This window comes from Burkholderia territorii, assembly GCF_902833055.1.
In the GTDB taxonomy this organism is placed as follows: Bacteria; Pseudomonadota; Gammaproteobacteria; order Burkholderiales; family Burkholderiaceae; genus Burkholderia; species Burkholderia territorii.
Map to the genome: position 1 here is coordinate 113824 of NZ_CADFEJ010000013.1, position 24401 is coordinate 138224.

Below are 24401 nucleotides of genomic sequence, written 5' to 3' on the forward strand. Positions count from 1 at the left end.
GAGAAACAGATGAAGCGTCGCAGTCTCCTGAAGGTATTTTCCGTGTTGGCCACCGGTGCCGCGCTGACGCTGTCGGCCGCCGCGCACGCCGACGACAAGGTCATCAAGGTCGGCACGGTCGCCGGCCCGGATGCGCAGGTGTGGCAGGTGGTGCAGAAGGTCGCGAAGGAGAAGGAAGGCCTGAACGTGAAGGTCATCGAGTTCAACGACTACGTGCAGCCGAACGCGGCGCTCGATGCGGGCGACCTCGACGCGAACAGCTTCCAGCACCAGCCTTACCTCGACAGCCAGGTGAAGCAGCGCGGCTACAAGATCGTCAGCGCGGGCCTGACCTACATCTCGCCGATCGGCGTGTATTCGAAGAAGTTCAAGGCGCTGAAGGACCTGCCGCAAGGCGCGAAGCTCGCGGTGCCGAACGATCCGTCGAACGAGAACCGCGCGCTGCTGCTGCTGCAGACGCAAGGCGTGATCAAGCTGAAGGCCGGCGCCGGCACGGGCGGCAACAACGCGACGGTGCTCGACATCGCCGAGAACCCGAAGAAGCTGAAGATCTCCGAGCTCGACGCCGCGCAACTGCCGCGCGTGCTGTCGGACGTCGACGCCGCCGTGATCAACACGAACTACGCGCTCGCCGCGAACCTGCAGCCGACCAAGGACGCGATCGCGCTCGAATCGCTGACGAGCCCGTATGCGAACCTGATCGCCGTGCGCGCGAAGGACAAGGACCAGCCGTGGGTGAAGAAGCTGGTCAAGGCGTACCAGTCGCCGGAAGTGAAGGAGTTCATCAACAAGCAGTTCAAGGGCTCGATGGTCGCGTCGTTCTGAGCGCCGCTCACCGGTCGGACCGCTGAAACGAAAGGGCCTGCATCGTGCAGGCCCTTTTTTCATGCGCGCAGCCGGCATGCGACCGCGCGGCGTCTGGTGTTCGACGTCGGCTCACATCTCGCCGCGCCGCGAGCAGATCGCCATGATCTGCTGGATCGCGTAGTTGTCGCGCACGCCCGGCAGCGATTGCACGACGCACTCGTGGTAGCGCCGCTCGCGCGGCAGCAGCATCGCGTTGTTGCGGTACAGCGCGTCGCACGAGCGCTGGATCAGCTGCGCGGCCGCGCTGTTGCGGCTCTCGCGCAGCGCGCCCAGCATGCAGTCGTCGTATTGCGCGCTGCCGTCGGTCAGCGCGAATGCCGCACCTGGCAGCGCCAGCGCGACGGCCGCGCACGCGATTGCACGGATGCCCCGTTTCATGTGCTCTCCGATCGTGTGGATTGGGTCGGCGGACAGCATAACGTAAAGCTGTAAACGCGGCTGACGCGTTGCGCGGGAAGCGGCCCGGAGCGCCGCCGGCCGCGCTTGCCGGGCGTTTCGCGGCGGCACGGCGGCGCGTGTGGCGGCCGTTCGACCGAAAGCATGGAGTCAGGCGGTGGTCTGCGGAAATGGTATCCTCGAGCGTTCGCCGCCGCGCGCCTTCCCGGGGCCCGCGCGGGGCCGCTGCCGCCCGAGCCGTCACCCGGCTGCGCGCGCACCGGCACCTGCATGACGGCGGCGGGAATCCATCATCCAGAACCGACACAAATACGGGGGAGACTCACCCATGAAGCGTTTCAAGACTTTCGCGATCCGTTCGATCACGGCCGGCGTCGCCGCATTCGCGCTGGCAGGCGCCGCGCACGCGCAGACGGTCAAGGTGCTGTCGATCGTCGACCACCCGGCGCTCGATGCGATCCGCGACGGCGTGCGCGCCGAACTGAAGGCGCAAGGCTACGGCGACGACAAGCTCAAGTGGGAATACCAGAGCGCGCAGGGCAACACGGGCACGGCCGCGCAGATCGCGCGCAAGTTCGTCGGCGACCAGCCCGACGTGATCGTCGCGATCGCGACGCCGGCCGCGCAGGCGGTCGTCGCTTCGACCAAGAGCGTGCCGGTCGTCTATTCGGGGGTGACCGATCCGGTCGCCGCGCAGCTCGTGAAGGGCTGGGGCCCGTCGGGCACCAACGTGACGGGCGTGTCCGACAAGCTGCCGCTCGACCGCCAGGTCGCGCTGATCAAGCGCGTCGTGCCGAAGGCGAAGACGGTCGGCATGGTCTACAACCCGGGCGAGGCGAACTCGGTCGTGGTCGTGAAGGAGCTCAAGGAACTCCTCGCGAAGCAGGGAATGACGCTGAAGGAAGCGGCCGCGCCGCGCACCGTCGACATCGGCCCGGCCGCGAAGAGCCTGATCGGCAAGGTCGACGTGATCTACACGAACACCGACAACAACGTCGTGTCCGCGTACGAAGCGCTCGTGAAGGTCGCGAACGAAGCGAAGATCCCGCTCGTCGCCGGCGATACCGACAGCGTGAAGCGCGGCGGCATCGCGGCGCTCGGCATCAACTACGGCGATCTCGGCCGGCAGACCGGCAAGGTCGTCGCGCGCATCCTGAAGGGCGAGAAGCCGGGCGCGATCGCGTCGGAAACGAGCAGCAACCTCGAATTGTTCGCGAACACGGGCGCGGCCGCGAAGCAGGGCGTGACGCTGTCGCCGGATCTGCTCAAGGAAGCGAAGACGGTCATCAAGTAAGCCGCGGCCCGACCGCCGCGCTTGCAGGCCCGATCCGGGCCTGAACGAAACCATCGGACGGGCGGCCTCCACCCGGGGCCGCCCGTCCGCTTCGCCCGGCCGTACACGCGAGGCCGGGAAGCAACAGGATTTCCCCATCATGTCTCTGTTCTCGTTTCTGGGCGCGCTGGAGATCGGCCTGATCTTCAGTCTCGTCGCCCTCGGGGTGCTGATTTCATTCCGCATCCTCAACTTCCCCGACCTGACCGTCGACGGCAGCTTTCCGCTCGGCGGCGCCGTCGCCGCGACGCTGATCTCCGCCGGCCACGACCCGTTCACGTCGACGGTGCTCGCGATCGTCGCGGGCGCGCTGGCCGGCTTCGTCACCGGCTGGCTCAACGTGCGCCTGAAGATCATGGACCTGCTCGCCAGCATCCTGATGATGATCGCGCTCTACTCGGTGAACCTGCGGATCATGGGCCGCCCGAACGTGCCGCTCATCACCGAGCCGACGCTGTTCACCGTGCTGCAGCCCGACTGGATGCCCGACTACGTGCTGCGCCCGGCGCTGCTCGCGATCGTCGTGGTGGTCGCGAAGCTCGGCCTCGACTGGTTCTTCTCGTCGCAGCTCGGCCTTGCGATGCGCGCGACCGGCGCGAACCCGCGGATGGCGCGCGCGCAGGGCATCGCGACGGGCCGCGCGACGCTCGCCGGGATGGCGCTGTCGAACGCGCTCGTCGCGCTCGCCGGTGCGCTGTTCGCGCAGACGCAGGGCGGCGCCGACATCTCGATGGGGATCGGCACGATCGTCATCGGGCTGGCCGCGGTGATCATCGGCGAGACGCTGTTGCCCGCGCGCCGGCTCGTGCTGACGACGCTCGCCGTCGTGCTCGGCGCGATCGTCTACCGCTTCTTCATCGCGCTCGCGCTGAACAGCGAGTTCATCGGCCTGAAGGCGCAGGACCTGAACCTCGTGACGGCCGCGCTCGTCACGATCGCGCTGGTGCTGCCGGCGACGCGCAAGAAGCTGTTCGCGCGCAAGAACGGAGGGGCATGACATGTTGTCCGCACAAGACCTGAAACTCACGTTCAATCCCGGCACGCCGATCGAGACGCGTGCGCTGCGCGGGCTCTCGCTCGAGATTCCGGACGGCCAGTTCGTCGCGGTGATCGGCTCGAACGGCGCGGGCAAGTCGACCTTCCTCAACGCGGTCAGCGGCGACCAGCGCGTCGATTCGGGACGCATCGCGATCGACGGCACGGACGTCACGCGTCAGCCCGCGTGGGATCGCGCGCACCTCGTCGCGCGCGTGTTCCAGGATCCGATGGCCGGCACCTGCGAGGCGCTGACGATCGAGGAGAACATGGCGCTCGCGATGGCGCGCGGTGCCCGGCGCGGCTTTCGCGCGGCGCTCGACCGGCCGTCGCGCGAGCTGTTCCGCGACAAGCTGCGTCTGCTGAACCTCGGGCTGGAAAACCGGCTGACCGACCGGATCGGGCTGCTGTCGGGCGGCCAGCGGCAGGCGGTGAGCCTGTTGATGGCGTCGCTGCGGCCGTCGCGGATCCTGCTGCTCGACGAGCACACGGCCGCGCTCGACCCGAAGACGGCCGCGTTCGTGCTCGAGCTGACGGCGCGCATCGTCGCCGAGAGCAAGCTGACGACGATGATGGTCACGCACAGCATGCGGCAGGCGCTCGACTACGGCGACCGCACGGTGATGCTGCACCAGGGGCAGGTCGTGCTCGACGTGTCGGGCGACCAGCGCCGCGGGCTCGACGTGCCGGACCTGCTGCAGATGTTCGAGAAGGTGCGGCACGAGCAGCTCGACGACGACGCGCTGCTGCTCGGTTGACGCGCGGCGGGCGGACCGGCGCGGTGCGGAGTGTTGCATCGTGCCGGCTCGCCTGCCGGGCGGCGGCGTGTCGGCCCGGCGTGTCGGCCCGGCGATTCGGGCCGGACGGCGATGAAGCGGGTTCGGCCGACACGATCCGGCCCGCCCGCTCGGTGTGGCGTAACATGACGGCCGCACCGGTTTTCCCGTCGTTTTTCCTCTGACGAAACCCCGTTTCACCTCGGGACTGTGCGGCGTACGCGCATTGCCATATACTGTATATCCATACAGTTGTGGGTGGCGTCATGCTCGCATCCTCCATTTCCCCCGAATCCCTTCATCCGTCGCTCTGGCGCGGCTCGCAGCTCGCGCGCGGCGGTTCGCGCACGATCGACACGGGTTTCGCGCCGCTGTCGGCCGAGCTGCCGGGCGGCGGCTGGCCGGTCGGCGGGCTTGTCGAGCTGCTGGCCGCGCAGCCGGGCTGCGGCGAGATGCGGCTGCTCGCGCCCGCGCTCGCGCTTACCGTGAGCGCGCGGCGGCCGCTCGCGCTCGTCGCGCCGCCGCACGCGCCGCATGCGACCGCGCTCGCCAGTCTCGGCGTGCCGGCCGACGCACTGCTGTGGCTGCGCGCCGGCAGCCGCACGGATGCCTTGTGGGCCGCCGAGCAGGCGCTCAAGGCGGGCTGCTGCGGCGCGCTGCTGCTCTGGCAGGACGCGCGGCCCGACGCGCTGCGGCGCCTGCATCTCGCGGCTGCGCGCACCGGCGACACGCTGTTCGTGATGCTGCGCCCGCTGTCGGCCGCACGGCAGCCGTCGCCGGCCGTGCTGCGCGTCGCGCTGCATCCGGTGCCGGGCGGCGTGTCGCTCGACATCGTCAAGCGTCGCGGGCCCGCGCGCAGCGAGCCGCTCGCGCTCGATTTGCCGTCGCCCATCGTGGAGAGCCGCTATGCGCGTCTTGCTCGGCATCCATCTGCCGCGCCTGCCGCTCGACGTGTGCGCCCCGCCGCCGTCTGACGCAGCGGCCGGCGAGGCGAGCGAGGCCGGCGACGCAGGCTGCGCGGTGCTCGAGCAAGGTATCGTGCTGATTGCCGATGCGCCCGCGCGCCGGCAGGGCGTGCGCGCGGGCATGAAGCGCGGCGGCGTGCTGACGCTCGCGCCCGACACGCGGCTCGTCGAACGCGATCCCGCCCGCGAGGCCGATGCGCTGCGCGCGGTCGCGCTCGCGTTGCTGCGCTTCTCGCCGTGCGTCGCGCTCGACGACGAAGCGACGCTGATCGTCGACGTCGGCCCGAGCCTGCGCCTGTTCGGCGGGCTGCCGTCGCTGTGCCGCCAGGTGCGCGCAACGCTCGCGGCGCTCGGCTATGCGGCACGCTTGTCCGCCGCGCCGACCGGGCGCGGCGCGTGGCTGCTCGCGCGCACGTCGGCGCGTGCGCGCATTCGGCGTCGCGTGGCCGCACCGGCTTCGCTCGTCCGCACGCTCGATCGGCTGCCGTGCGTGCTGCTGCCCGACGCGCGCCCGTATGCGGGCTGGTTCGACGGCCTCGGCTGCCGCACGCTCGCCGATCTGCGCGGCTTGCCGCGCGCGGGGCTGCAGCGGCGCTGCGGTCCGGCGCTGCTCGCCGCGCTCGATCGCGCGTACGGCGATGCGGTCGAGCCGCTCGCGTGGATGGCGGTGCCGCCCGTGTTCGACGTGCGGCTCGAATTGCCGGAGCGCGTCGAATACGCGCAAGCCGTGCTGTTCGCCGCGCGGCGGCTCGTCGTGCAGCTCTGCGGGTGGCTCGCCGCGCGACAGCTGTCGCTCGCCGCGATGACGTTCGATCTCGAGCACGAGCGCGGCCGCCAGGCCGTGCCGCCGACGCCGCTCGAACTCGCGTTCGCCGCGCCGGTGCGCGACGAAGCTCACTTCATGCGGCTGCTCGGCGAGCGGCTCGCGCGCGTCGAATTGCCGGCCGCGGTGATCGCGGTGCGGCTGAAGGCCACGCGCGTCGAATCGGTCGCGCCGCCGGCCGACGATCTTTTTCCCGAGCCGGGCGGCACGAAAGAGACGCGCGCGCGCCTGCTCGAACTGCTGGTCGCGCGGCTCGGCGCGGACAACGTGCTGCGCGCGGCGCCCGTCGCCGATTACCGTCCGGAAACCGCGAACCGCTGGCTGCCGCTCGATGCGCAAGCGGGCAAGCCGGCCGGCGGGCCGCCTGCCGTGCCGCCGCGTCCCGCGTGGCTGCTGGCCGAGCCGCAGCCGCTCCTGATGCGCGCGAACCGGCCGGTGTTCCATACGCCGCTCAGGATGATGTCGTCGGCCGAGCGGATCGAAGCCGGGTGGTTCGACGGGCAATTGACCGCACGCGATTACTACGTTGCCCAGGACGAAGCCGGTGCGTGCTATTGGGTGTTCAGGGAGCGAGCGGGGAGCGAGGCCGAACCGCACTGGTTCCTGCATGGGCTGTTCGGGTGAACGAAGATGGTTGCGCAATTCAGTTTGTTGCCCGATTACGCGGAGTTGTTCTGCCGCTCGAACTTTTCGTTCCTGCATGGCGCGTCGCATGCAGACGAACTGGTCGAGCGCGCGGCCGAACTCGGCTACCGCGGGATCGCGATCACCGACGAATGCTCGCTCGCCGGCGCGCCGCGCATGCATGTCGCCGCGCAGGCGCACGGGCTGCCGCTCGTCATCGGTTCGTATTTCGACGTCACGCCGGATGACGTCGCACCGGGCCACGATCCGGGCCCCGGTGCATTCGGCCTCGTGCTGCTCGCGCAGAACCGCGAGGGTTACGGCAATCTCTCCGAGCTGATTTCGTGGCGGCGCATGGCCGCGCCGAAGGGCAGCTATACGTTGACGTCGCGGATGCTGTCGGCACCGCCCGCGGAGTTTGCGCACCTGCGCGGCATGCCCGACTGCTTCGCGATTCTGGTGCCCGCGTATCCGGTGCGTGCCGACGTGCTCGATGCGCAGGTCGCATGGTTTCGCGCGACTTTCGGCGACCGCGCGCGGCTCGGGCTCGTGCAGTTGCAGCGCGCGCTCGACGGTGCGCAGCGCGAGGAGATTCGCGCGGCCGGCGAGCGGCGCGGCGTGCGTATCGTCGCGCTCGGCGACGTGACGATGCACCGGCGCTCGTGCAAGGCACTGCAGGACGTGATGACGGCGATCCGGGTCGGGATGCCGGTTGCCGAGTGCGGGTATGCGCTGGCGCCGAATGCGGAGCAGCACCTGCGTTCGCGGCAGCGGATCGGACAGTTGTATGCGCCGGACGAGATCGCGCAGACCTGCGCGATTCTCGACGCGTGCGATTTCGACCTCGGCTCGCTGCGCTACGAGTATCCCGACGAGATCGTGCCGCACGGGCTGACGCCGACGCGCTATCTGGAACAGGAAACCTTCGCGGGCGCGGCCGTGCGTTATCCGCAAGGCATTCCGGAGAAGGTCAAAAAGCAGATCCGCCATGAACTCGACCTGATCGCGCGGCTGAACTACGAACCGTTCTTCCTGACCGTCTACGACATCGTCAAATACGCACGCAGCCAGAACATCCTGTGCCAGGGCCGCGGCTCGGCCGCGAACTCGGTCGTCTGCTACTGCCTCGGCATCACCGAAGTCGATCCCGACCAGAGCACGATGCTGTTCGAGCGCTTCATCAGCGAGGAGCGCGGCGAGCCGCCGGACATCGACGTCGACTTCGAGCATCAGCGCCGGGAAGAGGTCATTCAGCATATCTACGGAAAATACGGCAAGGAGCGCGCCGCACTCGCGGCGGCCGTCTCGACGTATCGTCCGCGCGGCGTGCTGCGCGAAACCGGCAAGGCGCTCGGCGTCGATCCGATGCTGGTCGATCGTGTCGCGAAGGGGCATCGCTGGTTCGACGGCAGCCGCGACCTGCTCAAGCAATTCGCATCGACCGGGCTCGATCCGCAAACGCCGCTGATCCGCACATGGGCCGAACTCGCCGCGCGCCTGCTCAACTTTCCGCGCCACCTGTCGCAGCATTCGGGCGGCTTCGTGATCAGCCGCGGCAAGCTCACGCGGCTCGTGCCGGTCGAGAACGCGGCGATGGACGGGCGGCGCGTGATCCAGTGGGACAAGGACGATCTCGAGGCGCTCGGGCTGATGAAGGTCGACGTGCTCGCGCTCGGCATGCTGTCGGCGCTGCATCGCGCATTCGACATGCGCACCGCGTGGCGCGGGCCGCAGGAAGACGGCCAGCCGTTCACGCTGAAGGACATTCCGCAGGATGACGAACCAACCTACGACATGATCTGCCGCGCCGATACGGTCGGCGTGTTCCAGATCGAGTCGCGCGCGCAGATGTCGATGCTGCCGCGGCTGAGGCCGCGCAACTACTACGATCTCGTCGTCCAGGTGTCGATCGTGCGGCCCGGGCCGATCCAGGGCGGGGCCGTGCATCCGTATCTGAAGCGGCGCAGGATCGTGGCCGGCGAGGAAGAGGGCGAAGTCACGTATCCGAGCGACGCGCTCAAGGAAGTGCTCGTTCGCACGCTCGGCGTGCCGATCTTCCAGGAACAGGTGATGCAGATCGCGATCGTCGCGGCGGGCTTCACGCCCGGCGAGGCCGACGAACTGCGCCGCGCGATGGCCGCGTGGAAGCGCAAGGGCAACCTCGAGAAGTATCACGACAAGATCATCGACGGCATGCTCGAGCGCGGCTACACGCGCGAGTTCGCCGAGCAGATCTTCGAGCAGATCAAGGGCTTCGGCGAATACGGCTTCCCCGAGAGCCACGCGGCCAGCTTCGCGAAACTCGCGTACGCGAGCAGCTGGCTCAAATGCCACGAACCCGCGATCTTCGTCGCATCGCTGCTGAACAGCCAGCCGATGGGCTTCTACGCGCCCGCGCAGCTCGTGCAGGACGCGAAGCGCCACGGCGTGAAGGTCTTTCCGGCCGACGTCACGCGAAGCGGCTGGGAAGCGTCGCTCGAAGCGTTGCCCGGCCAGCCGCCGCCGCACGGCCAGCCCGCGGTGCGGCTCGGCCTGTCGCTCGTGCGCGGCCTCGGCGAGGCCGCCGCGCGGCGCATCGAGGCCGCGCGCGCGGCGGGCCCGTTCGAGAGCGTCGACGCGCTCGCGCGCCGCGCGCAGCTCGAACGGCGCGATCTCGAAGCGCTCGCCGCCGCGAACGCGCTCGCGACGCTCGCCGGCCATCGGCGCGATGCATTGTGGCAGGCCGTCGCCGCGGCACCGGAGCGCGACCTGCTCGCCGCCGCGCCGATCGACGAAACGGAGCAGCCGGTGCTCGGCGCGCCGTCGGAAGCCGACGACATCCTCGCCGACTATCACACCACCGGCCTCACGCTGAACCGCCACCCGGTCGCGCTGCTGCGGCCCGCGCTGCGCGCGCAGCGGCTGTCGTCCGCTGCCGAGTTGCGCGATCGCCCCGACGGCCGGCTCGCGCGCGCATGCGGGCTCGTGATCGCGCGGCAGATGCCGGGCACCGCGAAGGGCGTGATGTTCATGACGCTCGAGGACGAGACGGGCTGCGTGAACGTGATCGTGCGGCCCGAGCTGCTCGCGCGGCAGCGCCGCGAAACGCTCGACTCGCGACTGCTCGCGGCATCGGGCGTGTGGCAGGTCGTCAGCGACGTGAGGCACCTCGTCGCCCAGCATTTCGAGGATCTGACGCCGTTGCTCGGCGGCCTGCGCACGTCGAGCCGCGAGTTTCACTGACGCGGCGCGCCGACCCGCCGCCGACCCGCCGCCGGTGTGTCACCCGCGCACCGTCGCCGGATGCATACCAGTCGATCGAATTGGTCCTATTCCGGTATCGTTTCCTGCCTCCCAAGCCAGGCAAATCCGCCACGGGAACTGTCCCCTTGCATACCAATCCGGGTAAATCCCTATCCGGCATTTCCTTGTAAACAAAGGCTTTACAGGAACTAAAACGCTTGCCCGACAAGGCTTCCGGCGATTTCCAAGCCGCTAATACCAGTTCGTTGACTGGTATTATGGTGGTTATATAATGCGTTCACTTTCGACGGTCCGAGATCGTCGTCCGACACCCGGAGGCACATGGAAACCGGCTGGCCCGAACTGGCACCCGATCCCCTCGACGACACGCCGCTGTATCTGCAGCTCGCCCGCAATCTGGCGAGCGCGATCCACGCCGGCGCGTGGCGGGCCGGCGAGGCGCTGCCGTCGGAGCGGCTGCTGTCGGGGTCGGTCGGCGTGTCGCGTATCACGGCGCGCCGTGCACTCGCGCTGCTGGTCGAGCAGGGATTGATCAAGCGGGCGCGCGGCGCGGGCAGCTTCATCACGCCACGCGTTGCCGATCCGCTGTCGCGTCTCGTCGGCTTCACCGCGAAGATGCAGCAGCGCGGTTTCGTGCCCGATTCGGTGTGGCTGTCGCGCACGCTGCGCACCGCGAGTCGCGACGAGATCACGCGTCTCGGTCTTGCGCCGGGCGCGACGGTCGCGCGGCTCGAGCGGCTGCGCCGCGCGGACGGCATCGTGATGGCCGTCGAGCATTCGACGCTGCCGGCCGCGGTCGTGCCCGATCCGCAGGCGCTCGGCGCGTCGCTGTACGAATACCTCGACGCGCGCGGAATGACGGTCGTGCGCGCGCTGCAGCACTTTCGCGCGGCGAATGCGACGCACGAGATCGCGAAGTGGATGTCGGTGAAGCCGGGCTCGGCCCTGCTCGTGATCACGCGCATCGGCTACGGAGTCGACCAGCGCGCGATCGAAGTGTCCGAAACGTATTGCCGCGACGACTACTACGACTTCGTCGCCGAACTGAAACGCTGACGCGCGAGACTGCCCGCGCGCCACGCGCAGCACGGCGCACCGAAGCACAACGGAATTGCAAATCGCGACGCGGATGTCCGCGTCACCAGATCATCCAGAGAAACCTCATGCTGACTGGAAACATCCTGACCCCCGACGGCTGGATTCACGGCTCGCTCGACAGCGAGAACGGCCGCATCACCACGCTCGACGGCACGCCCGCCGATCCCGCGAAGAACGACGCGCCGTACATCCTGCCCGGCTTCATCGACCTGCACGTGCACGGCGGCGGCGGCGCCGACGTGATGGAAGGCGGCGACGCGATCGAGACGATCGCGCGCACGCACGCGCAATTCGGCACGACGAGCCTGCTCGCGACGACGATGACCGCGCCGCGCGACGAACTGATGGAGGTCGTCGCGAATCTCGGCATCGTCGCGCGCACCCGCACGCCCGGCGGCGCGCGCGTGCTCGGCGTGCATCTCGAAGGGCCGTACATCAATCCGGGCAAGCTCGGCGCGCAGCCGGACGCGGCCGTGTCGGCCGTGCTCGACGAAGTGTTGAAGTACCTGTCGATCGCGCCGATCCGCGTCGTCACGCTCGCGCCGGAAATCGCCGGCCACATCGAGATCATCGGCGAGATGGCCGCGCGCGGCGTGCGCGTGCAGCTCGGTCACTCGCTCGCGACCTACGACGACGCCGTCGCCGCGCTCAAGCACGGCGCGTGCGGCTTCACGCACCTGTTCAACGCGATGTCGCCGCTGCATCACCGCAACCCGGGCCTGGTGGGCGCCGCGCTCGCGCACGCCGAATACGCGGAAATCATCCCCGATCTGCTGCACGTGCACCCGGGCGCGATTCGTGCGGCGCTGCGCGCGATTCCGCGCCTGTACGTCGTGACCGACAGCACGTCGGCCACCGGCATGCCCGACGGCGAATACCGGCTCGGCAGCCAGCACGTGACGAAGTGCCTCGGCGGCGTGCGGCTCGCCGACGGCACGCTCGCCGGCTCCACGCTGACGATGGACCAGGCGTTGCGCAACCTCGTGTCGCTCGGCCTGCCGATCGCCGACGTGTCGAACCGGATGTCGCGCTACGCGGCCGACTACCTCGGCATCGCCGATCGCGGCCGCATCGAGCGCGGCGCGTGGGCCGACCTCGCCGTGTTCGATCGCGAACTGAACCTCACCGCGACTTACGTCGAAGGAGAATCGATTGTCGAATATGCTTAAGGAAGCGCGCGAGTCCGCCCAGGTCGTCGCCGCGCAACTCGCCGACACCGCGCGCGTCGAAGCGCTCGCCGGCCAATTGCTCGATCACCCGCCGGCCGTCGCGCTGACGGTCGCGCGCGGCAGCTCGGATCACGCCGCCAGCTATTTCGCGAGCCTGACGATGAGCCGCCTCGGCGTGCCCGTCGCGTCGCTGCCGATGTCGGTCGCGACGCTGCAGCAAGCGCCGCTGAAGGTGCAGGACCAGCTCGCGATCGCGTTTTCCCAGTCGGGCAAGAGCCCCGATCTCGTCAACACGATGGCCGCGCTGCGCGAAGCCGGCGCGCGCACCGTCGCCGCCGTCAACGTGCTGCCGTCGCCGCTCGCCGACGCGTGCGAGCACCAGCTGCCGCTGCTGGCCGGCCCCGAACTGTCGGTCGCCGCGACCAAGAGCTACATCGCGATGCTGTCGCTGTCCGCGCAGATCGTCGCGCACTGGCAGCGCGACGCCGCGCTGCTCGCCGCATTGCGCGGCCTGCCCGACGTGCTCGCGCAGGCCGGTCGGCTCGACTGGTCGGCGGCCGTCGCCGCGCTCGCGGGCGTGGAGCGAATGATCGTGATCGGCCGGGGGCTCGGCCTTGCGATCGCGCAGGAAGCCGCGCTGAAACTGAAGGAAACGTCGGGCATCCAGGCCGAGGCATTCTCGAGCGCCGAAGTCCGTCACGGCCCGATGGAGCTGATCGACCGCGACTACCCGCTGCTCGTGTTCGCGCCGCCGGGCCCGGAGCAGGCCGGGCTGCTGCAGCTCGCGCAGGACATGCGCGCACGCGGCGCGGCCGTGCTGCTCGCGGCGCCCGCCGGCACGCCCGGCCCGACCTTGCCGCTCGCGCAGTCCGCCCATTCGGCGCTCGATCCGATCGCCGCCATTCTTTCGTTCTACGTGATGGCAGCGGATCTCGCCGCCGCGCGCGGCCGCAATCCCGACACGCCGCGCCATCTGAACAAAGTCACCGAAACGCACTGATAGCCGAGACAGCCGATGAGACGCGCCGAGGAGTCCCAGTTGAAGAGTTCCGCCCATGATCCGATCGTCCTGCTCAGCCCGTTGACCGGGCCGATCGTCGCACTGGCCGATGTGCCCGATCCGGTGTTCTCCGGCGGGATGTTCGGCGACGGCATCGGCATCGACCCGCTCGCGGGCAAGCTCGTCGCGCCGTGCGCCGGCGTCGTGTCGCATCTCGCGCGCACCGGCCATGCGGTGACGATCACGACGCCGCAAGGCGCGGAAGTGCTGCTGCACATCGGCATCGACACCGTCGAGCTGAACGGGCAGGGCTTCACCGCGCGCGTCGAAGCCGGCGCGCGTGTCGCGGCGGGCGATGTACTGATCGAGTTCGACCAGGACGCGGTCGCACGCAGCGCGCACTCGCTGGTCTCGGTGATCGCGATCGCGAATTCCGATGCGTTCGACGTCGTCGAGCGCGCGAGCGGTTTCGCGACGGCCGGCGAGACACCGCTGCTGACGCTGCGCGGCAAAGGCGACGCCGCCGCGCAGGCGGCGCAGGCCGGCGCGGCGGCGATGAACGAAGTGCGCCGCGAGGTCGTGCTGACGCAGCCCGGCGGCCTGCATGCGCGCCCGGCGGCACGGGCGCGTGAAGCCGCACGCGGGTTCGATGCCCACGTCGACGTGCATTTCGACGGCCGCAAGGCGTCGATCGCAAGCGTGGTCGGCCTGCTCGGCCTCGGCGCCGGCGAAGGCGCGACGATCGAACTGGTCGGTCGCGGCGCGCACGCGCAGCAAGCGGTCGAAGCGGTCGAGCGCGAGCTGCTGCGCGAAGCGCACGGCGAGGTCGAGGAAAAGCCGGCGCGGCTCAGGTCCCCCGCACCGCAGCCGATCGTGCGCAACACCGGCGCAACGCTCGATCCGAACACGATCGCGGGCGTGTGCGCGGCGCCCGGCATCGCGGTCGGCACGCTGGTGCGTCTAGACGATGCGGACATCGTGCCGCCCGAACAGGCGAGCGGCACGCCCGCGTCGGAAAGCCGCCGGCTCGACCAGGCGCTGACGACGGTCGACGCCGAACTCGGCGAAACGGTGCGCAACGCATCGGCGCGCGGCGCGGTCGGCGAGGCGGGCATCTTCGCGGTGCATCGCGTGCTGCTCGAAGACCCGACGCTGGTCGACGCCGCGCGCGACCAGATCAGCCTCGGCAAGAGCGCGGGCTTCGCATGGCGTGCGACGATCCGTGCGCAGATCGACACGCTGTCGAAACTCGACGACGCACTGCTCGCCGAACGTGCGGCGGATCTCCGCGACATCGAGAAGCGCGTGCTGCGCGCGCTCGGCCATACGAGCGGCGCCGCGCGCGCGCTGCCCGACGAGGCCGTGCTTGCCGCCGAGGAGTTCACGCCGTCGGATCTTTCTTCGCTCGATCGCGAGCGCGTGACCGCGCTCGTGATGGCGCGCGGCGGTGCGACGTCGCATGCGGCGATCATCGCGCGCCAGCTCGGCATTCCGGCGCTCGTCGCGGTCGGCGACGCGCTCTATGCGATTCCGGACGGCACGCAGGTCGTCGTCGATGCGAGCGCGGGCCGCCTCGAACACGCGCCGACCGCGCTCGACGTCGAACGCGCGCGCCACGAACGCCAGCGCCTGGACGGCGTGCGCGAAGCGAACCGGCAACTGGCCGGCGCCGCCGCCGCGACCACCGACGGCCGCGCGATCGAGGTCGCCGCGAACATCGCGACGCTCGACGACGCGAACACCGCGGTCGACAACGGCGCGGATGCGGTCGGCCTGCTGCGCACCGAGCTGATGTTCATCCACCGCCAGGCCGCGCCGAGCGTCGTCGAACACCAGCAGAGCTACCAGTCGATCGTCGACGCGCTGCAGGGCCGCACCGCGATCATCCGCACGCTCGACGTCGGCGCCGACAAGGAAGTCGACTACCTGACGCTGCCGCCCGAACCGAATCCGGCGCTCGGCCTGCGCGGCATTCGCCTCGCGCAGGTGCGCCCCGACCTGCTCGACGATCAGCTGCAGGGCCTGCTCGCGGTGAAGCCGTTCGGCGCGGTGCGGATCCTGCTGCCGATGGTGACCGATGCGGGCGAGCTCGTGCGGCTGCGCGCGCGTATCGACGAATTCGCGCGTGCGCAGGGCCGCACCGAGCCGATCGAAGTCGGCGTGATGATCGAGGTGCCGTCGGCGGCGCTGCTCGCCGACCAGCTCGCGCAGCACGCGGATTTCCTGTCGATCGGCACCAACGACCTGACGCAATACACGCTCGCGATGGACCGCTGCCAGGCCGATCTCGCCGCGCAATCCGACGGCCTGCATCCGGCCGTGCTGCGCCTGATCGACATCGCGGTGCGCGGCGCGGCGAAGCACGGCAAGTGGGTGGGCGTGTGCGGCGCGCTCGGCGGCGATCCGCTCGCGGTGCCGATCCTCGTCGGCCTCGGCGTGACCGAGCTGTCGGTCGATCCAGTGTCGGTGCCGGGCATCAAGGCGCGCGTGCGCCGTCTCGATTACCAGCTGTGTCGCCAGCGTGCGCAGGATCTGCTCGCACTCGACTCGGCACAGGCGGTAAGGGCAGCAAGCCGCGAGGTCTGGCCGCTCGACTGAACGTCGACGGCGGGCGCGCGAGCGTTTCACCACGCAAGCAATTAGGTCAACGACGATTAATGACGCGACATGGATTGGAGGACTGAATGGACGGGAATCCGTTTCTGAAGATACAGGGCCTGGGCCGCGCGCTGATGCTGCCGATCGCGGTGTTGCCGGTCGCCGGCATCCTGCTGCGGCTCGGACAGCCGGACGTGTTCAACATCAAGATGATCGCCGACGCCGGCGGCGCGATCTTCGACAACCTGCCGCTGCTGTTCGCGATCGGCGTGGCGGTCGGCTTCGCGAAGGACAACAACGGCGTGGCGGCACTCGCGGGCGCGATCGGTTACCTGATCGAAACCGCGATCATGAAGGATATCGATCCCAAGCTGAACATGGGCGTGCTGTCCGGGATCATCGCGGGCGTGGTGGCGGGCCTGCTGTACAACCGCTACAAGGACATCAAGCTGCCCGACTACCTCGCGTTCTTCGGCGGCAAGCGGTTCGTGCCGATCATCACCGGGCTCGCGTGCGTGATACTCGGCATCGTGTTCGGTTACGTGTGGCAGCCGATCCAGCATGCGATCGACGCGGCCGGCCAGTGGCTGACGACGGCGGGCGCGATCGGTGCGTTCGTGTTCGGCTTCCTGAACCGCCTGCTGCTCGTCACGGGCCTGCATCACATCATCAACTCGCTCGCATGGTTCGTGTTCGGCAACTTCACGCCGCCGGCCGGCGGCGAGCTCGTGCACGGCGACCTGCACCGCTTCTTCGCGGGCGATCCGACCGCGGGCACCTTCATGGCCGGCTTCTTCCCGATCATGATGTTCGGCCTGCCGGCCGCGTGTCTCGCGATGCTGCACGAAGCGCCGAAGGAGCGCCGCGCGATGGTCGGCGGCCTGCTGTTCTCGATGGCGCTCACGTCGTTCCTGACCGGCGTGACCGAGCCGATCGAATTCAGCTTCATGTTCCTCGCGCCGGTGCTGTACGTGATCCACGCGGTGCTCACGGGGCTGTCGCTCGCGATCTGCCAGATCCTCGGCGTGAAGCTCGGCTTCACGTTCTCGGCCGGCGCGATCGACTACGTGCTGAACTACGGGCTGTCGACGAAGGGCTGGATCGCGGTGCCGCTCGGTATCGCGTACGGCGTCGCGTATTACGGGCTGTTCCGCTTCTTCATCCGGAAGTTCAACATGGCGACGCCGGGCCGCGAGCCGGCCTCGGCCGATGCGGCGGCCCAGTCGTACGCATCGGGCGGCTTCGTCGCGCCGGCGGCTGGTGCCGCGGCGGCGGCACCGCGTGCGCAGCGCTACATCGCCGCGCTCGGCGGCGCCGGCAACCTGAGCGTCGTGGATGCCTGCACGACACGCCTGCGCCTGACCGTCGTCGATCCGGAGAAGGTGTCGGAGCCGGAACTGAAGTCGATCGGCGCGCGCGGCGTGCTCAAGCGGGGCGGCAACAGCGTGCAGGTGATCATCGGGCCGGAGGCAGACATCATTGCCGACGAGATGCGCGCGGCGATCGGCAGCGGCGCTGCCGGTGCCGCCGTGGCGGCCACGGCCGCCGCCGCCGGGCCGGTCACCGGCGCGGCGGCCGGCCCGCTCGATCCCGATCCGCTGCGCTGGCTCGCGGTGTTCGGAGGCGCGACCAACGTCGCCTCGCTCGACGCGATCGCGACCACGCGCCTGCGCGTCGTCGTGCGCGACGCATCGGCGGTCGATCGCGATCGGCTCGGCGCGCTCGATGTCGCATGGGTGTCGCCGGACACGTTCCACATCGTCTGCGGCAACGCGGCGGCACGCTATGCCGAACAGCTCGGCGCGCGCCTGACGTCGACGGGCGGCGGCGCGGCGCCGCAACCGGCCTGATCCGGCACGCTGCGCCGACGCAGGCCCGACGCGCGTGGCGCGTTCGGGCCGCCGGTCGGTAAAACGAAAACGGCTTGCGATGCGTCGCAAGCCGTTTTTTCTTGGGCGGGGCCGGTGCGCGAGCATTCGTCCGCATCGCGCACCGCCTGCATGGATCGGCAACCGCTCACTCAAGTGCCCGGTTGCTCGGGGGCTCGACCGTTCACGGGTTCGTCAGCGTGAAGGTCGGCTTCCGGTAGCCGATGCCGGCCCGATCGAGCTTCGGCAATTCGCGCTGCGTGAGCAGCGTCGCGAAGCCGGCCCAGTCGCGCTGCAGGGCAGCCTGGTCGACGTGATGCGTGTCGCCGCGCTTGAACCGCACGCCGGCCGCATACGGCAGCTCCCAGTCGGCCCGGTGCCACGCGCGTTCGGCGAGCGCGAGCAGCCGCGGATAAGTCATGTATTCGAGGAAGGTGTCGTTGCGCATCACCTCGCCCCACGCCTGCCCCTGAATGCCTTCGATACGCGGCGCCGGGCCCGTGCCGGTCACCTCGAACGCGTTGCCGTCACGGTCGCCCATCACTTCGGCGTTCTGCGGCAGGTTCTCCGGCGCGAACGAGAACACCTTGTACTCGTCCGTCGCATGCGAGCCCCAGTAATAGCCGCGCTCGCGCGGGTTCAGCGTGTACGGGAAGTCGAAGTACAGGTAGTCGGGCAGCGCGAGCACCGTCAGGTAGCCCTTGCCGCTCAGGTCGCGCGCGCTGTCCGACGCACCCCAGAAGATCGTGTCCCACAGCGACACCATCACGTGACGCGTGCTGAAGTCCTGCGGCCCGTTCGCATGCTTGATGCCGTCCTGCCACGCGGCCATCGTGTCGATCCCGTTCGCGGCGACCGCCGCGCTCACCTGTTTCGCGAAACGCGTCGGCAACTCGTCGGTCGACTTGATCTCCCCGCGCTGGAGCAGCGCCATGCACGCGGGCGAACGCGCCCACGGCTTGTCCTGCGCGGCGAGATCGATGCGCCCCTTGTTCGGGTCGGTGCCGTTCAGCGGCTGGAAGCCCCCGCCGAGGAAGATGTTCTTCGCTTCGTCGCCGCCGTAGTGCCAGGTGTGCAGCGGCGCTTGCGCGTCCGCATGCATCGCCGCGATTTCGCGGATCACCTTCGATGCGAAATTGAGCGCGCCCGGCACGCACGGGTTCAGGTCGCTGCGCCGGTCATAGAACTGCACGGTCGTCAGGTTCGTCGTGTCCTGCGGATCGAGCAGCCGGTACGCGTTCGCTTCCTGCTCGCGGCCGGCCGCGTGCAACCGCCGGTAACGCGCCTCCATCGTCACGACGGCCGCGCGCGCATGCGCGGGCATGTCGATCTCGGGGATGATCGTGACGAAGCGGGCCGCCGCGTAGCGAACGAGCGCCACGTAGTCGTCGCGCGTCAGGTAGCCGCCGCCCGAGCGGTTGTCCGGCCCCGAGCCGAGTTGCGGCAGCAGGCAGCGCGTCTCGCTCGGGTCGTGACAGCGGCGCGAGCCGATTTCGGTCAGCTCCGGCAGGCCGGGAATCTCGATGCGCCAGCCTTCGTCATCGGACAGATGCAGATGCAGGCGATTCAGCTTGTACGCGCTCATCTGGTCGATCAGACGGCGCAGCGTCGCCGGATGCTTGAAGTTGCGCGCGAGGTCGACGTGCATCCCGCGATGCGTGAAGCGCGGCGCATCCTCGACGAGCATCGCCGGGATCGGGCCGCCGCCGGCGGGCGCGAGCGAGTAGAGCGTCTGCACGCCGTAGTAGAGACCCGCGCGATCGTAGCCTTCGATCAGCACGCCGCGCGGCCCGATCGCGAGCCGGTAGCCGCCCGGTACCGCAATGTCGGCCGGCAGCCGGCGCGGTGCGACGGCGCCTCGAACCGGCACGCGCGTGCCGTCGAGCCCGAGCGTCGACGCCCGTTCGCGCAGCGCCGCGACCTGCGCATCCGGCAGGTCCGGCAGCGCGAGCTCGACGCCGCGCAGCTCGAGCGTGCCGGGCAGCGGCTGCTCGCGCTTCACGCTCGGCAGTGCGCGGCTCGCGTCCGGGCGTGCCGCCACGGGCGGCGCATTGCCGGTCGAATTGTTCTGCGCGTCGGCCGGCAGCGATTCGACGTAGCGGAGCTCGTCGTCGGTGTCGTTGTAGCGCAGTACGGCGGGCGGCGCGCCGTCGACGACGACATACGGGCGCGGAATCACGTCGCTGTAACGCAGCAGCCAGTATTCGGCGACGAACGGCAGTTCGATGCGTTCGCCGGGGGCAAGCCGCATCGAGCCCGGCTGCGGCGTCAGTTCGTACAGGTCGCCGGTGAGCCGCCGCAGCGCGAAGCCCGGGCGATCGATCCGCAGCAGCCGGCGGATGCTGTGCAGGTACAGCTTCCAGCCGCCGTCGGTAATCGTCTGGTGACCGCGGTTCTGCAGAATCAGGCGGCCGGTCGCGCAGGCCGCCCCGTCGGCGCCCAGATCGGCGCACGGCACGCCGGCCGAGGCCGCATGATTGTTGTCGACGGCGACGCGCAGCGCGAGACCGTTCGACAGCAGCGTCGCCAGATCGGCTGGCTGCGTGGCCGGCCGGGCCGCGCCAGCGGTCGCGCCAGCGGACATCAGAACGGGCTCGGCGCAACTTGCGGCGGGTAGCAGCGCGGCGATCAGCAAGCCGGTCAACAGGGAAGGAAACGTGCTTTTCATTCGAACTCCTGAGAAAAAATGGGCGTAGCGGCGTCGTTGGCGCGACGTCGCTGCGGTCGGGTCTTTCAATGGAGCTGCGGGACATACCCGCGCACGGGGCGATGCGGCCGCACCGCGCGCATTCGGCACGCACGAGCGTGCGTTACGGAACGGGAGGTGGACACGCGTGCCGATCGGATCGGCAAGGTGGCTTGCGCGTGCTCATCGGCGACGCACGGCAATCGTTGCGACACCGCCGCGGCCGCGGCAGGCTGCGTTCGGCCGGCCGCGCATGATCGCAACGGCGGCCGCCGCCGCACACGCGTGCCAACCTGGCGCGCGAGCGCGCGCCACACACGGGATTCGCATGTCTCCCCCACCAGATGGATTCGGCCTGTCGGCGGCCGTGTCCAACGATCTTATGAAACCTTTGATTGGTATTCAAGTGGTATCAATCTGGCGCTAAATTGGCATCGAGGAATCGCCGGTGCGCCGGTGGCCCGGACGAAAAAAAACCTCGCGTGACGCGAGGTTCGTTCCGATCGGCAACGGCGGCGCAAGCCGCCATCCGCGCCGCTCAGTCGCGACGTGCGCGCACCGGCGCTTCCTGCGGCTTCTGCCGTGCTTCGAGCCACATCGCATTGACGATGCCGAACGACAGCGCGACGCCGATACCGAGAATCCAGCTGAAATACCACATGATCCGACTCCTTGTGAAACGGTGGGCGAGGCGCGCGCGGGCGCCCCGGCCGGGTTCAGTACATCGAGTGCTTGTTCTCTTCGAGCGACTGATGCGTGACCTTGCCGCGCATCACGCGATACACCCAGCCCGTATAGAGCAGCACGATCGGCAGGAACACGATCACCGCGAACAGCATCACCTGCAGCGTCATGTGGCTCGATGTCGAATCCCACACGGTCAGGCTGCTGCGCGGGTCGAGCGACGACGGCATGATGAACGGGAACATCGAGAAGCCCGCGGTCAGGATCACGCCGGCGATCATCAGGCCGGTGCAGAAGAACGCCGTCTTTTCCTGCCTCGAGCCGGCGAGCAGCAGCGCGAGCAGGCCGCCCGCGATCCCGACGACGGGGGCTGCCATCATCCACGGATATTCGCCGTAATTCGCGAGCCAGAGGCCCGAGCCGGCGGCGACGTCCTTGAGCAGCGGGTTCGCGACCGTATCGTTCGGCGCGGCGTGCGTGACGTGGAAGCCGCCGATGGTCGACGCAATCAGCACGCCGGCCAGCACGAACAGCACGACCGCGAGGAGCGCCGACACACGCAGCGCGACCGACGCGCGGCGTGCGATCGCGCCGTCGGTCTTCATCTTGATGAACGCGGCACCGTGCGCGACCAGCATCGTGAGGCTGACGAGCCCGCAGAGCAGCGCGAACGGGTTCAGCAGCGCCCAGAAGCCGCCGTAGTAGGTCACGCGCAGGTCGCCGTCGAATTTGAACGGCACGCCCTGCAGCAGGTTGCCGAACGCGACGCCGAACACCAGCGCCGGCACGAAGCCGCCGACGAACAGGCCCCAGTCCCAGCCCGCGCGCCAGCGCGGGTCCGGCCGCTTGCTGCGATAGTCGAAGCCGACCGGCCGGAAGAACAGCGCGAACAGCACGAGCAGCATCGCGAAGTAGAAGCCGGAGAACGACGCGGCATAGACCAGTGGCCACGCGGCGAACATCGCGCCGCCGGCCGTGATCAGCCACACCTGGTTGCCTTCCCACGTCGCGCCGACCGTGTTGACGATGATGCGGCGTTCCTCGTCGGTCTTGCCGAGGAACGGCAGCAGCGCTGTCGCGCCCATGTCGAAGCCGTCGGTGACGGCGAAGCCGATCAGCAGCACGCCGACGAGCAGCCACCAGATCAGCTTGAGAGTTGCGTAGTCCATAGCGATTCCTTGTTCCGTTGCGAGGGCGTGCTCAAACCGCGGCACGCTCGCCTGCTGCGGCGAGTTCGTGGTGATAGCGGCCGGTATGCAGCGACGACGGGCCGAGCCGCGCGTACTTGAACATCAGCGTGATCTCGATGACGAACAGCGCGGTATAGAACAGGATGAAGCCGGCGAGACTCAGGTACAGGTCGCTCGGCTGCAGGCTCGACGCGGACAGGTGCGTCGGCAGGATGCCGGCGATGGTCCACGGCTGACGGCCGAGTTCGGCGACCACCCAGCCGAATTCCGCGGCGAGCCACGGCAGCGGAATCGCCCACACCGCATAGCGGAGGAACCAGCGGCGGTTGTCCTGCAGCAGTTGGCGGCGCGCGCAGAACCAGAACGCGGCGACGAAGGTCGCGAGGAACAGGAAGCCGAGGAACACCATGATCCGGAACGAGAAGAACACGGGCGCGACCGGCGGGATCGTCTTCTTCGCGGCGGCCTTGATCTGCTCGGGCGTTGCGTCGATCACGTTCGGCGTGAACTGCTTGAGCATCAGCCCGTAGCCGAGATACTGCTTGTGCTGCTCGAACAGTGCACGGGTCGCGGCGCTCGTGTCGCCTTCCTTGATCTTCTGCAGCGCGCCGTACGCGACCATCCCGCTCTGGATGTGCTCTTCGCTATGCTTCGCGAGTTCGCGCAGGCCGATCACCGGTTCGTCGATCGAGCGCGTCGCGATCAGGCCGAGCGCGTACGGGATCTTGATCGCGTAGTCGGTGCGCTGCTCCTCCTGGTTCGGGATGCCGATCAGCGTGAACGAAGCGGGCGCCGGTTGCGTTTCCCATTCGGACTCGATCGCGGCGAGCTTCATCTTCTGCACTTCGCCGGTCGTGTAGCCGGATTCGTCGCCGAGCACGATCACGCAGAGCGTCGCCGCGAGGCCGAAGCCGGCCGCGACCGCGAACGAGCGCAGCGCGAAGTCGACGTCGCGCTTCTTCAGCAGATACCACGACGACACGCCGAGCACGAACATCGCGGCCGTCACGTAGCCGGCCGACACCGTGTGCACGAACTTCACCTGCGCGACCGGGTTGAACAGCACGTCGAACAGGCTCGTCAACTCCATGCGCATCGTCTGGTAGTTGAACTCGGCGCCGACCGGATTGTTCATCCAGCCGTTCGCGACGAGGATCCACAGCGCGGACAGGTTAGAGCCCAGCGCGACGAGGAACGTGACGATCAGGTGCTTGACCTTCGACAGGCGGTTCCAGCCGAAGAAGAACAGGCCGACGAACGTCGATTCGAGGAAGAACGCCATCAGGCCTTCGACCGCGAGCGGCACGCCGAAGATGTCGCCGACGTAGTGCGAGTAGTACGACCAGTTCGTGCCGAACTGGAATTCGAGCGTGATGCCGGTCGTCACGCCCATCGCAAAGTTGATCCCGAACAGCTTGCCCCAGAACTGGGTCATGTCCTTGTAGACCTGTTTGCCGGTCATCACGTAAACCGCTTCCATGATGACGAGCAGCCAGGACAGGCCGAGCGTCAGCGGCACGAACAGGAAGTGGTAGAGCGCCGTGATGCCGAACTGCAGACGCGACAGATCGACGACTTCGCTACTTATCATGGTGGTCTCCCTCGGTGGATGCAGGCGCCGGCACCGAGAGCAGCTTCTCGGCGACGGCGGCAGGCGGCAGCGACATATGCTCAGCCTGCGGATGATTGAAGAATGCGTATTTGAGCGACATCAAGAGAATGAGCTTGACGATCAGCACCAGCGTGATGTCGCGGGCGAGGGTTGGTCCGCGAGCCCACGCGGCAATGCGCGCGCGCCAGCCGATCGTGCCGGCGGCCTGCGGGGGAGGCGGCGCGGGCTCTTTATTGATCGAGATCAAGGCGATTATCCTGAATCGATTTACATCGGTTTTGGGGCGACTCTACGTCGGATTCATGACGGCAGTTAAGCTGTTTTAATCCTTTTAAGCCGACGTGCCAATTTTAAAATGCCGGCTTTCCGATGCCGAGTGCTGCGCTGCGGCAGACCGTCGCGAAGAGCGTGTCGAAACTTGAGGCAGATCAAGG

General features: G+C 68.9%; 18 protein-coding genes. 12 read left to right on the forward strand and 6 right to left on the reverse strand.

The window, feature by feature from the left end:
* The first annotated feature begins 9 nt into the window (after nucleotides 1-9).
* Nucleotides 10-825, forward strand: coding sequence for a MetQ/NlpA family ABC transporter substrate-binding protein (locus HW466_RS21330; RefSeq protein WP_059451490.1), 816 nt, complete (start codon nucleotides 10-12; stop codon nucleotides 823-825).
* A gap of 111 nt (nucleotides 826-936) precedes the next feature.
* Here HW466_RS21330 and HW466_RS21335 read toward each other — a convergent pair whose 3' ends face one another.
* Complete coding sequence (locus tag HW466_RS21335; protein WP_059451489.1) at nucleotides 937-1245, reverse strand: VF_A0006 family four-cysteine protein; 309 nt, start codon at nucleotides 1243-1245, stop codon at nucleotides 937-939.
* Nucleotides 1246-1591: 346 nt separating this feature from the next.
* Between HW466_RS21335 and HW466_RS21340 the strand changes: the two genes are divergently transcribed.
* The 11 genes from HW466_RS21340 (at nucleotide 1592) to nagE (ending at nucleotide 17777) form a co-directional block, all read left to right on the forward strand.
* Nucleotides 1592-2557 carry an ABC transporter substrate-binding protein gene (locus HW466_RS21340; protein WP_059451488.1) on the forward strand — a complete coding sequence of 322 codons (966 nt, stop codon included), beginning with the start codon at nucleotides 1592-1594 and terminating at the stop codon, nucleotides 2555-2557.
* A gap of 139 nt (nucleotides 2558-2696) precedes the next feature.
* Nucleotides 2697-3593 carry an ABC transporter permease gene (locus HW466_RS21345; RefSeq protein WP_059451487.1) on the forward strand — a complete coding sequence of 299 codons (897 nt, stop codon included), beginning with the start codon at nucleotides 2697-2699 and terminating at the stop codon, nucleotides 3591-3593.
* A gap of 1 nt (nucleotide 3594) precedes the next feature.
* A complete protein-coding gene (locus HW466_RS21350; RefSeq protein ID WP_059451486.1) occupies nucleotides 3595-4389 on the forward strand; it encodes an ABC transporter ATP-binding protein in 795 nt (264 codons plus the stop codon).
* Nucleotides 4390-4673: 284 nt separating this feature from the next.
* Nucleotides 4674-5381, forward strand: a complete 708-nt coding sequence (gene imuA, locus HW466_RS21355; RefSeq protein ID WP_176316097.1) for a translesion DNA synthesis-associated protein ImuA — start codon at nucleotides 4674-4676, stop codon at nucleotides 5379-5381.
* The gene (locus HW466_RS21360) at nucleotides 5314-6819 is read left to right on the forward strand and encodes a Y-family DNA polymerase (protein ID WP_174906112.1); all 1506 of its coding nucleotides are present in this window, start codon (nucleotides 5314-5316) and stop codon (nucleotides 6817-6819) included. The genes imuA and HW466_RS21360 overlap by 68 nt, the downstream gene beginning before the upstream one ends.
* 6 nt (nucleotides 6820-6825) lie before the next feature.
* The gene (locus HW466_RS21365) at nucleotides 6826-10041 is read left to right on the forward strand and encodes an error-prone DNA polymerase (protein ID WP_176316098.1); all 3216 of its coding nucleotides are present in this window, start codon (nucleotides 6826-6828) and stop codon (nucleotides 10039-10041) included.
* A gap of 342 nt (nucleotides 10042-10383) precedes the next feature.
* Nucleotides 10384-11118, forward strand: a complete 735-nt coding sequence (locus HW466_RS21370; RefSeq protein WP_059507792.1) for a GntR family transcriptional regulator — start codon at nucleotides 10384-10386, stop codon at nucleotides 11116-11118.
* 107 nt (nucleotides 11119-11225) lie between these two features.
* On the forward strand, nucleotides 11226-12329 hold the full coding sequence (nagA, locus tag HW466_RS21375) for an N-acetylglucosamine-6-phosphate deacetylase (protein WP_059507791.1): 1104 nt from the start codon (nucleotides 11226-11228) through the stop codon (nucleotides 12327-12329).
* Nucleotides 12322-13329 carry an SIS domain-containing protein gene (locus HW466_RS21380; RefSeq protein WP_174905988.1) on the forward strand — a complete coding sequence of 336 codons (1008 nt, stop codon included), beginning with the start codon at nucleotides 12322-12324 and terminating at the stop codon, nucleotides 13327-13329. Before nagA ends, HW466_RS21380 begins: the two co-directional genes overlap by 8 nt.
* 15 nt (nucleotides 13330-13344) lie before the next feature.
* Nucleotides 13345-15927 (forward strand): phosphoenolpyruvate--protein phosphotransferase, encoded by a 2583-nt coding sequence (gene ptsP / locus HW466_RS21385; protein ID WP_174905983.1) that lies wholly within the window; start codon nucleotides 13345-13347, stop codon nucleotides 15925-15927.
* An 86-nt stretch (nucleotides 15928-16013) separates the two neighbouring features.
* A complete protein-coding gene (nagE, locus tag HW466_RS21390) occupies nucleotides 16014-17777 on the forward strand; it encodes an N-acetylglucosamine-specific PTS transporter subunit IIBC (RefSeq protein ID WP_174905984.1) in 1764 nt (587 codons plus the stop codon).
* A gap of 202 nt (nucleotides 17778-17979) precedes the next feature.
* On the opposite strand, the gene HW466_RS21395 is transcribed toward nagE, so the two are convergent.
* The 5 genes from HW466_RS21395 to cydP all read right to left on the reverse strand — a co-directional run bounded on the left by HW466_RS21395 (nucleotide 17980) and on the right by cydP (nucleotide 24214).
* On the reverse strand, nucleotides 17980-20463 hold the full coding sequence (locus tag HW466_RS21395) for a family 20 glycosylhydrolase (protein ID WP_059544977.1): 2484 nt from the start codon (nucleotides 20461-20463) through the stop codon (nucleotides 17980-17982).
* 556 nt (nucleotides 20464-21019) lie between these two features.
* Nucleotides 21020-21142, reverse strand: coding sequence for a cytochrome bd-I oxidase subunit CydX (gene cydX, locus HW466_RS21400; protein ID WP_006483737.1), 123 nt, complete (start codon nucleotides 21140-21142; stop codon nucleotides 21020-21022).
* Nucleotides 21143-21197: 55 nt separating this feature from the next.
* Nucleotides 21198-22334: a cytochrome d ubiquinol oxidase subunit II gene (cydB, locus tag HW466_RS21405; RefSeq protein ID WP_059507787.1), complete on the reverse strand. Its 1137-nt coding sequence runs from the start codon at nucleotides 22332-22334 to the stop codon at nucleotides 21198-21200.
* Nucleotides 22335-22365: 31 nt separating this feature from the next.
* The gene (locus tag HW466_RS21410; protein WP_060258523.1) at nucleotides 22366-23946 is read right to left on the reverse strand and encodes a cytochrome ubiquinol oxidase subunit I; all 1581 of its coding nucleotides are present in this window, start codon (nucleotides 23944-23946) and stop codon (nucleotides 22366-22368) included.
* On the reverse strand, nucleotides 23936-24214 hold the full coding sequence (gene cydP, locus HW466_RS21415) for a cytochrome oxidase putative small subunit CydP (protein ID WP_059507786.1): 279 nt from the start codon (nucleotides 24212-24214) through the stop codon (nucleotides 23936-23938). Before cydP ends, HW466_RS21410 begins: the two co-directional genes overlap by 11 nt.
* Between the last annotated feature and the right edge of the window lie 187 nt (nucleotides 24215-24401).

Bases quoted from the DNA above. Each gene is read 5' to 3' on its own strand.
- HW466_RS21330 (WP_059451490.1), top strand. From the start codon at position 10: ATGAAGCGTCGCAGTCTCCTGAAGGTATTTTCCGTGTTGGCCACCGGT.
- HW466_RS21335 (WP_059451489.1), bottom strand. From the start codon at position 1,245: ATGAAACGGGGCATCCGTGCAATCGCGTGCGCGGCCGTCGCGCTGGCG.
- HW466_RS21340 (WP_059451488.1), top strand. From the start codon at position 1,592: ATGAAGCGTTTCAAGACTTTCGCGATCCGTTCGATCACGGCCGGCGTC.
- HW466_RS21345 (WP_059451487.1), top strand. From the start codon at position 2,697: ATGTCTCTGTTCTCGTTTCTGGGCGCGCTGGAGATCGGCCTGATCTTC.
- HW466_RS21350 (WP_059451486.1), top strand. From the start codon at position 3,595: ATGTTGTCCGCACAAGACCTGAAACTCACGTTCAATCCCGGCACGCCG.
- imuA (WP_176316097.1), top strand. From the start codon at position 4,674: ATGCTCGCATCCTCCATTTCCCCCGAATCCCTTCATCCGTCGCTCTGG.
- HW466_RS21360 (WP_174906112.1), top strand. From the start codon at position 5,314: ATGCGCGTCTTGCTCGGCATCCATCTGCCGCGCCTGCCGCTCGACGTG.
- HW466_RS21365 (WP_176316098.1), top strand. From the start codon at position 6,826: ATGGTTGCGCAATTCAGTTTGTTGCCCGATTACGCGGAGTTGTTCTGC.
- HW466_RS21370 (WP_059507792.1), top strand. From the start codon at position 10,384: ATGGAAACCGGCTGGCCCGAACTGGCACCCGATCCCCTCGACGACACG.
- nagA (WP_059507791.1), top strand. From the start codon at position 11,226: ATGCTGACTGGAAACATCCTGACCCCCGACGGCTGGATTCACGGCTCG.
- HW466_RS21380 (WP_174905988.1), top strand. From the start codon at position 12,322: ATGCTTAAGGAAGCGCGCGAGTCCGCCCAGGTCGTCGCCGCGCAACTC.
- ptsP (WP_174905983.1), top strand. From the start codon at position 13,345: ATGAGACGCGCCGAGGAGTCCCAGTTGAAGAGTTCCGCCCATGATCCG.
- nagE (WP_174905984.1), top strand. From the start codon at position 16,014: ATGGACGGGAATCCGTTTCTGAAGATACAGGGCCTGGGCCGCGCGCTG.
- HW466_RS21395 (WP_059544977.1), bottom strand. From the start codon at position 20,463: ATGAAAAGCACGTTTCCTTCCCTGTTGACCGGCTTGCTGATCGCCGCG.
- cydX (WP_006483737.1), bottom strand. From the start codon at position 21,142: ATGTGGTATTTCAGCTGGATTCTCGGTATCGGCGTCGCGCTGTCGTTC.
- cydB (WP_059507787.1), bottom strand. From the start codon at position 22,334: ATGGACTACGCAACTCTCAAGCTGATCTGGTGGCTGCTCGTCGGCGTG.
- HW466_RS21410 (WP_060258523.1), bottom strand. From the start codon at position 23,946: ATGATAAGTAGCGAAGTCGTCGATCTGTCGCGTCTGCAGTTCGGCATC.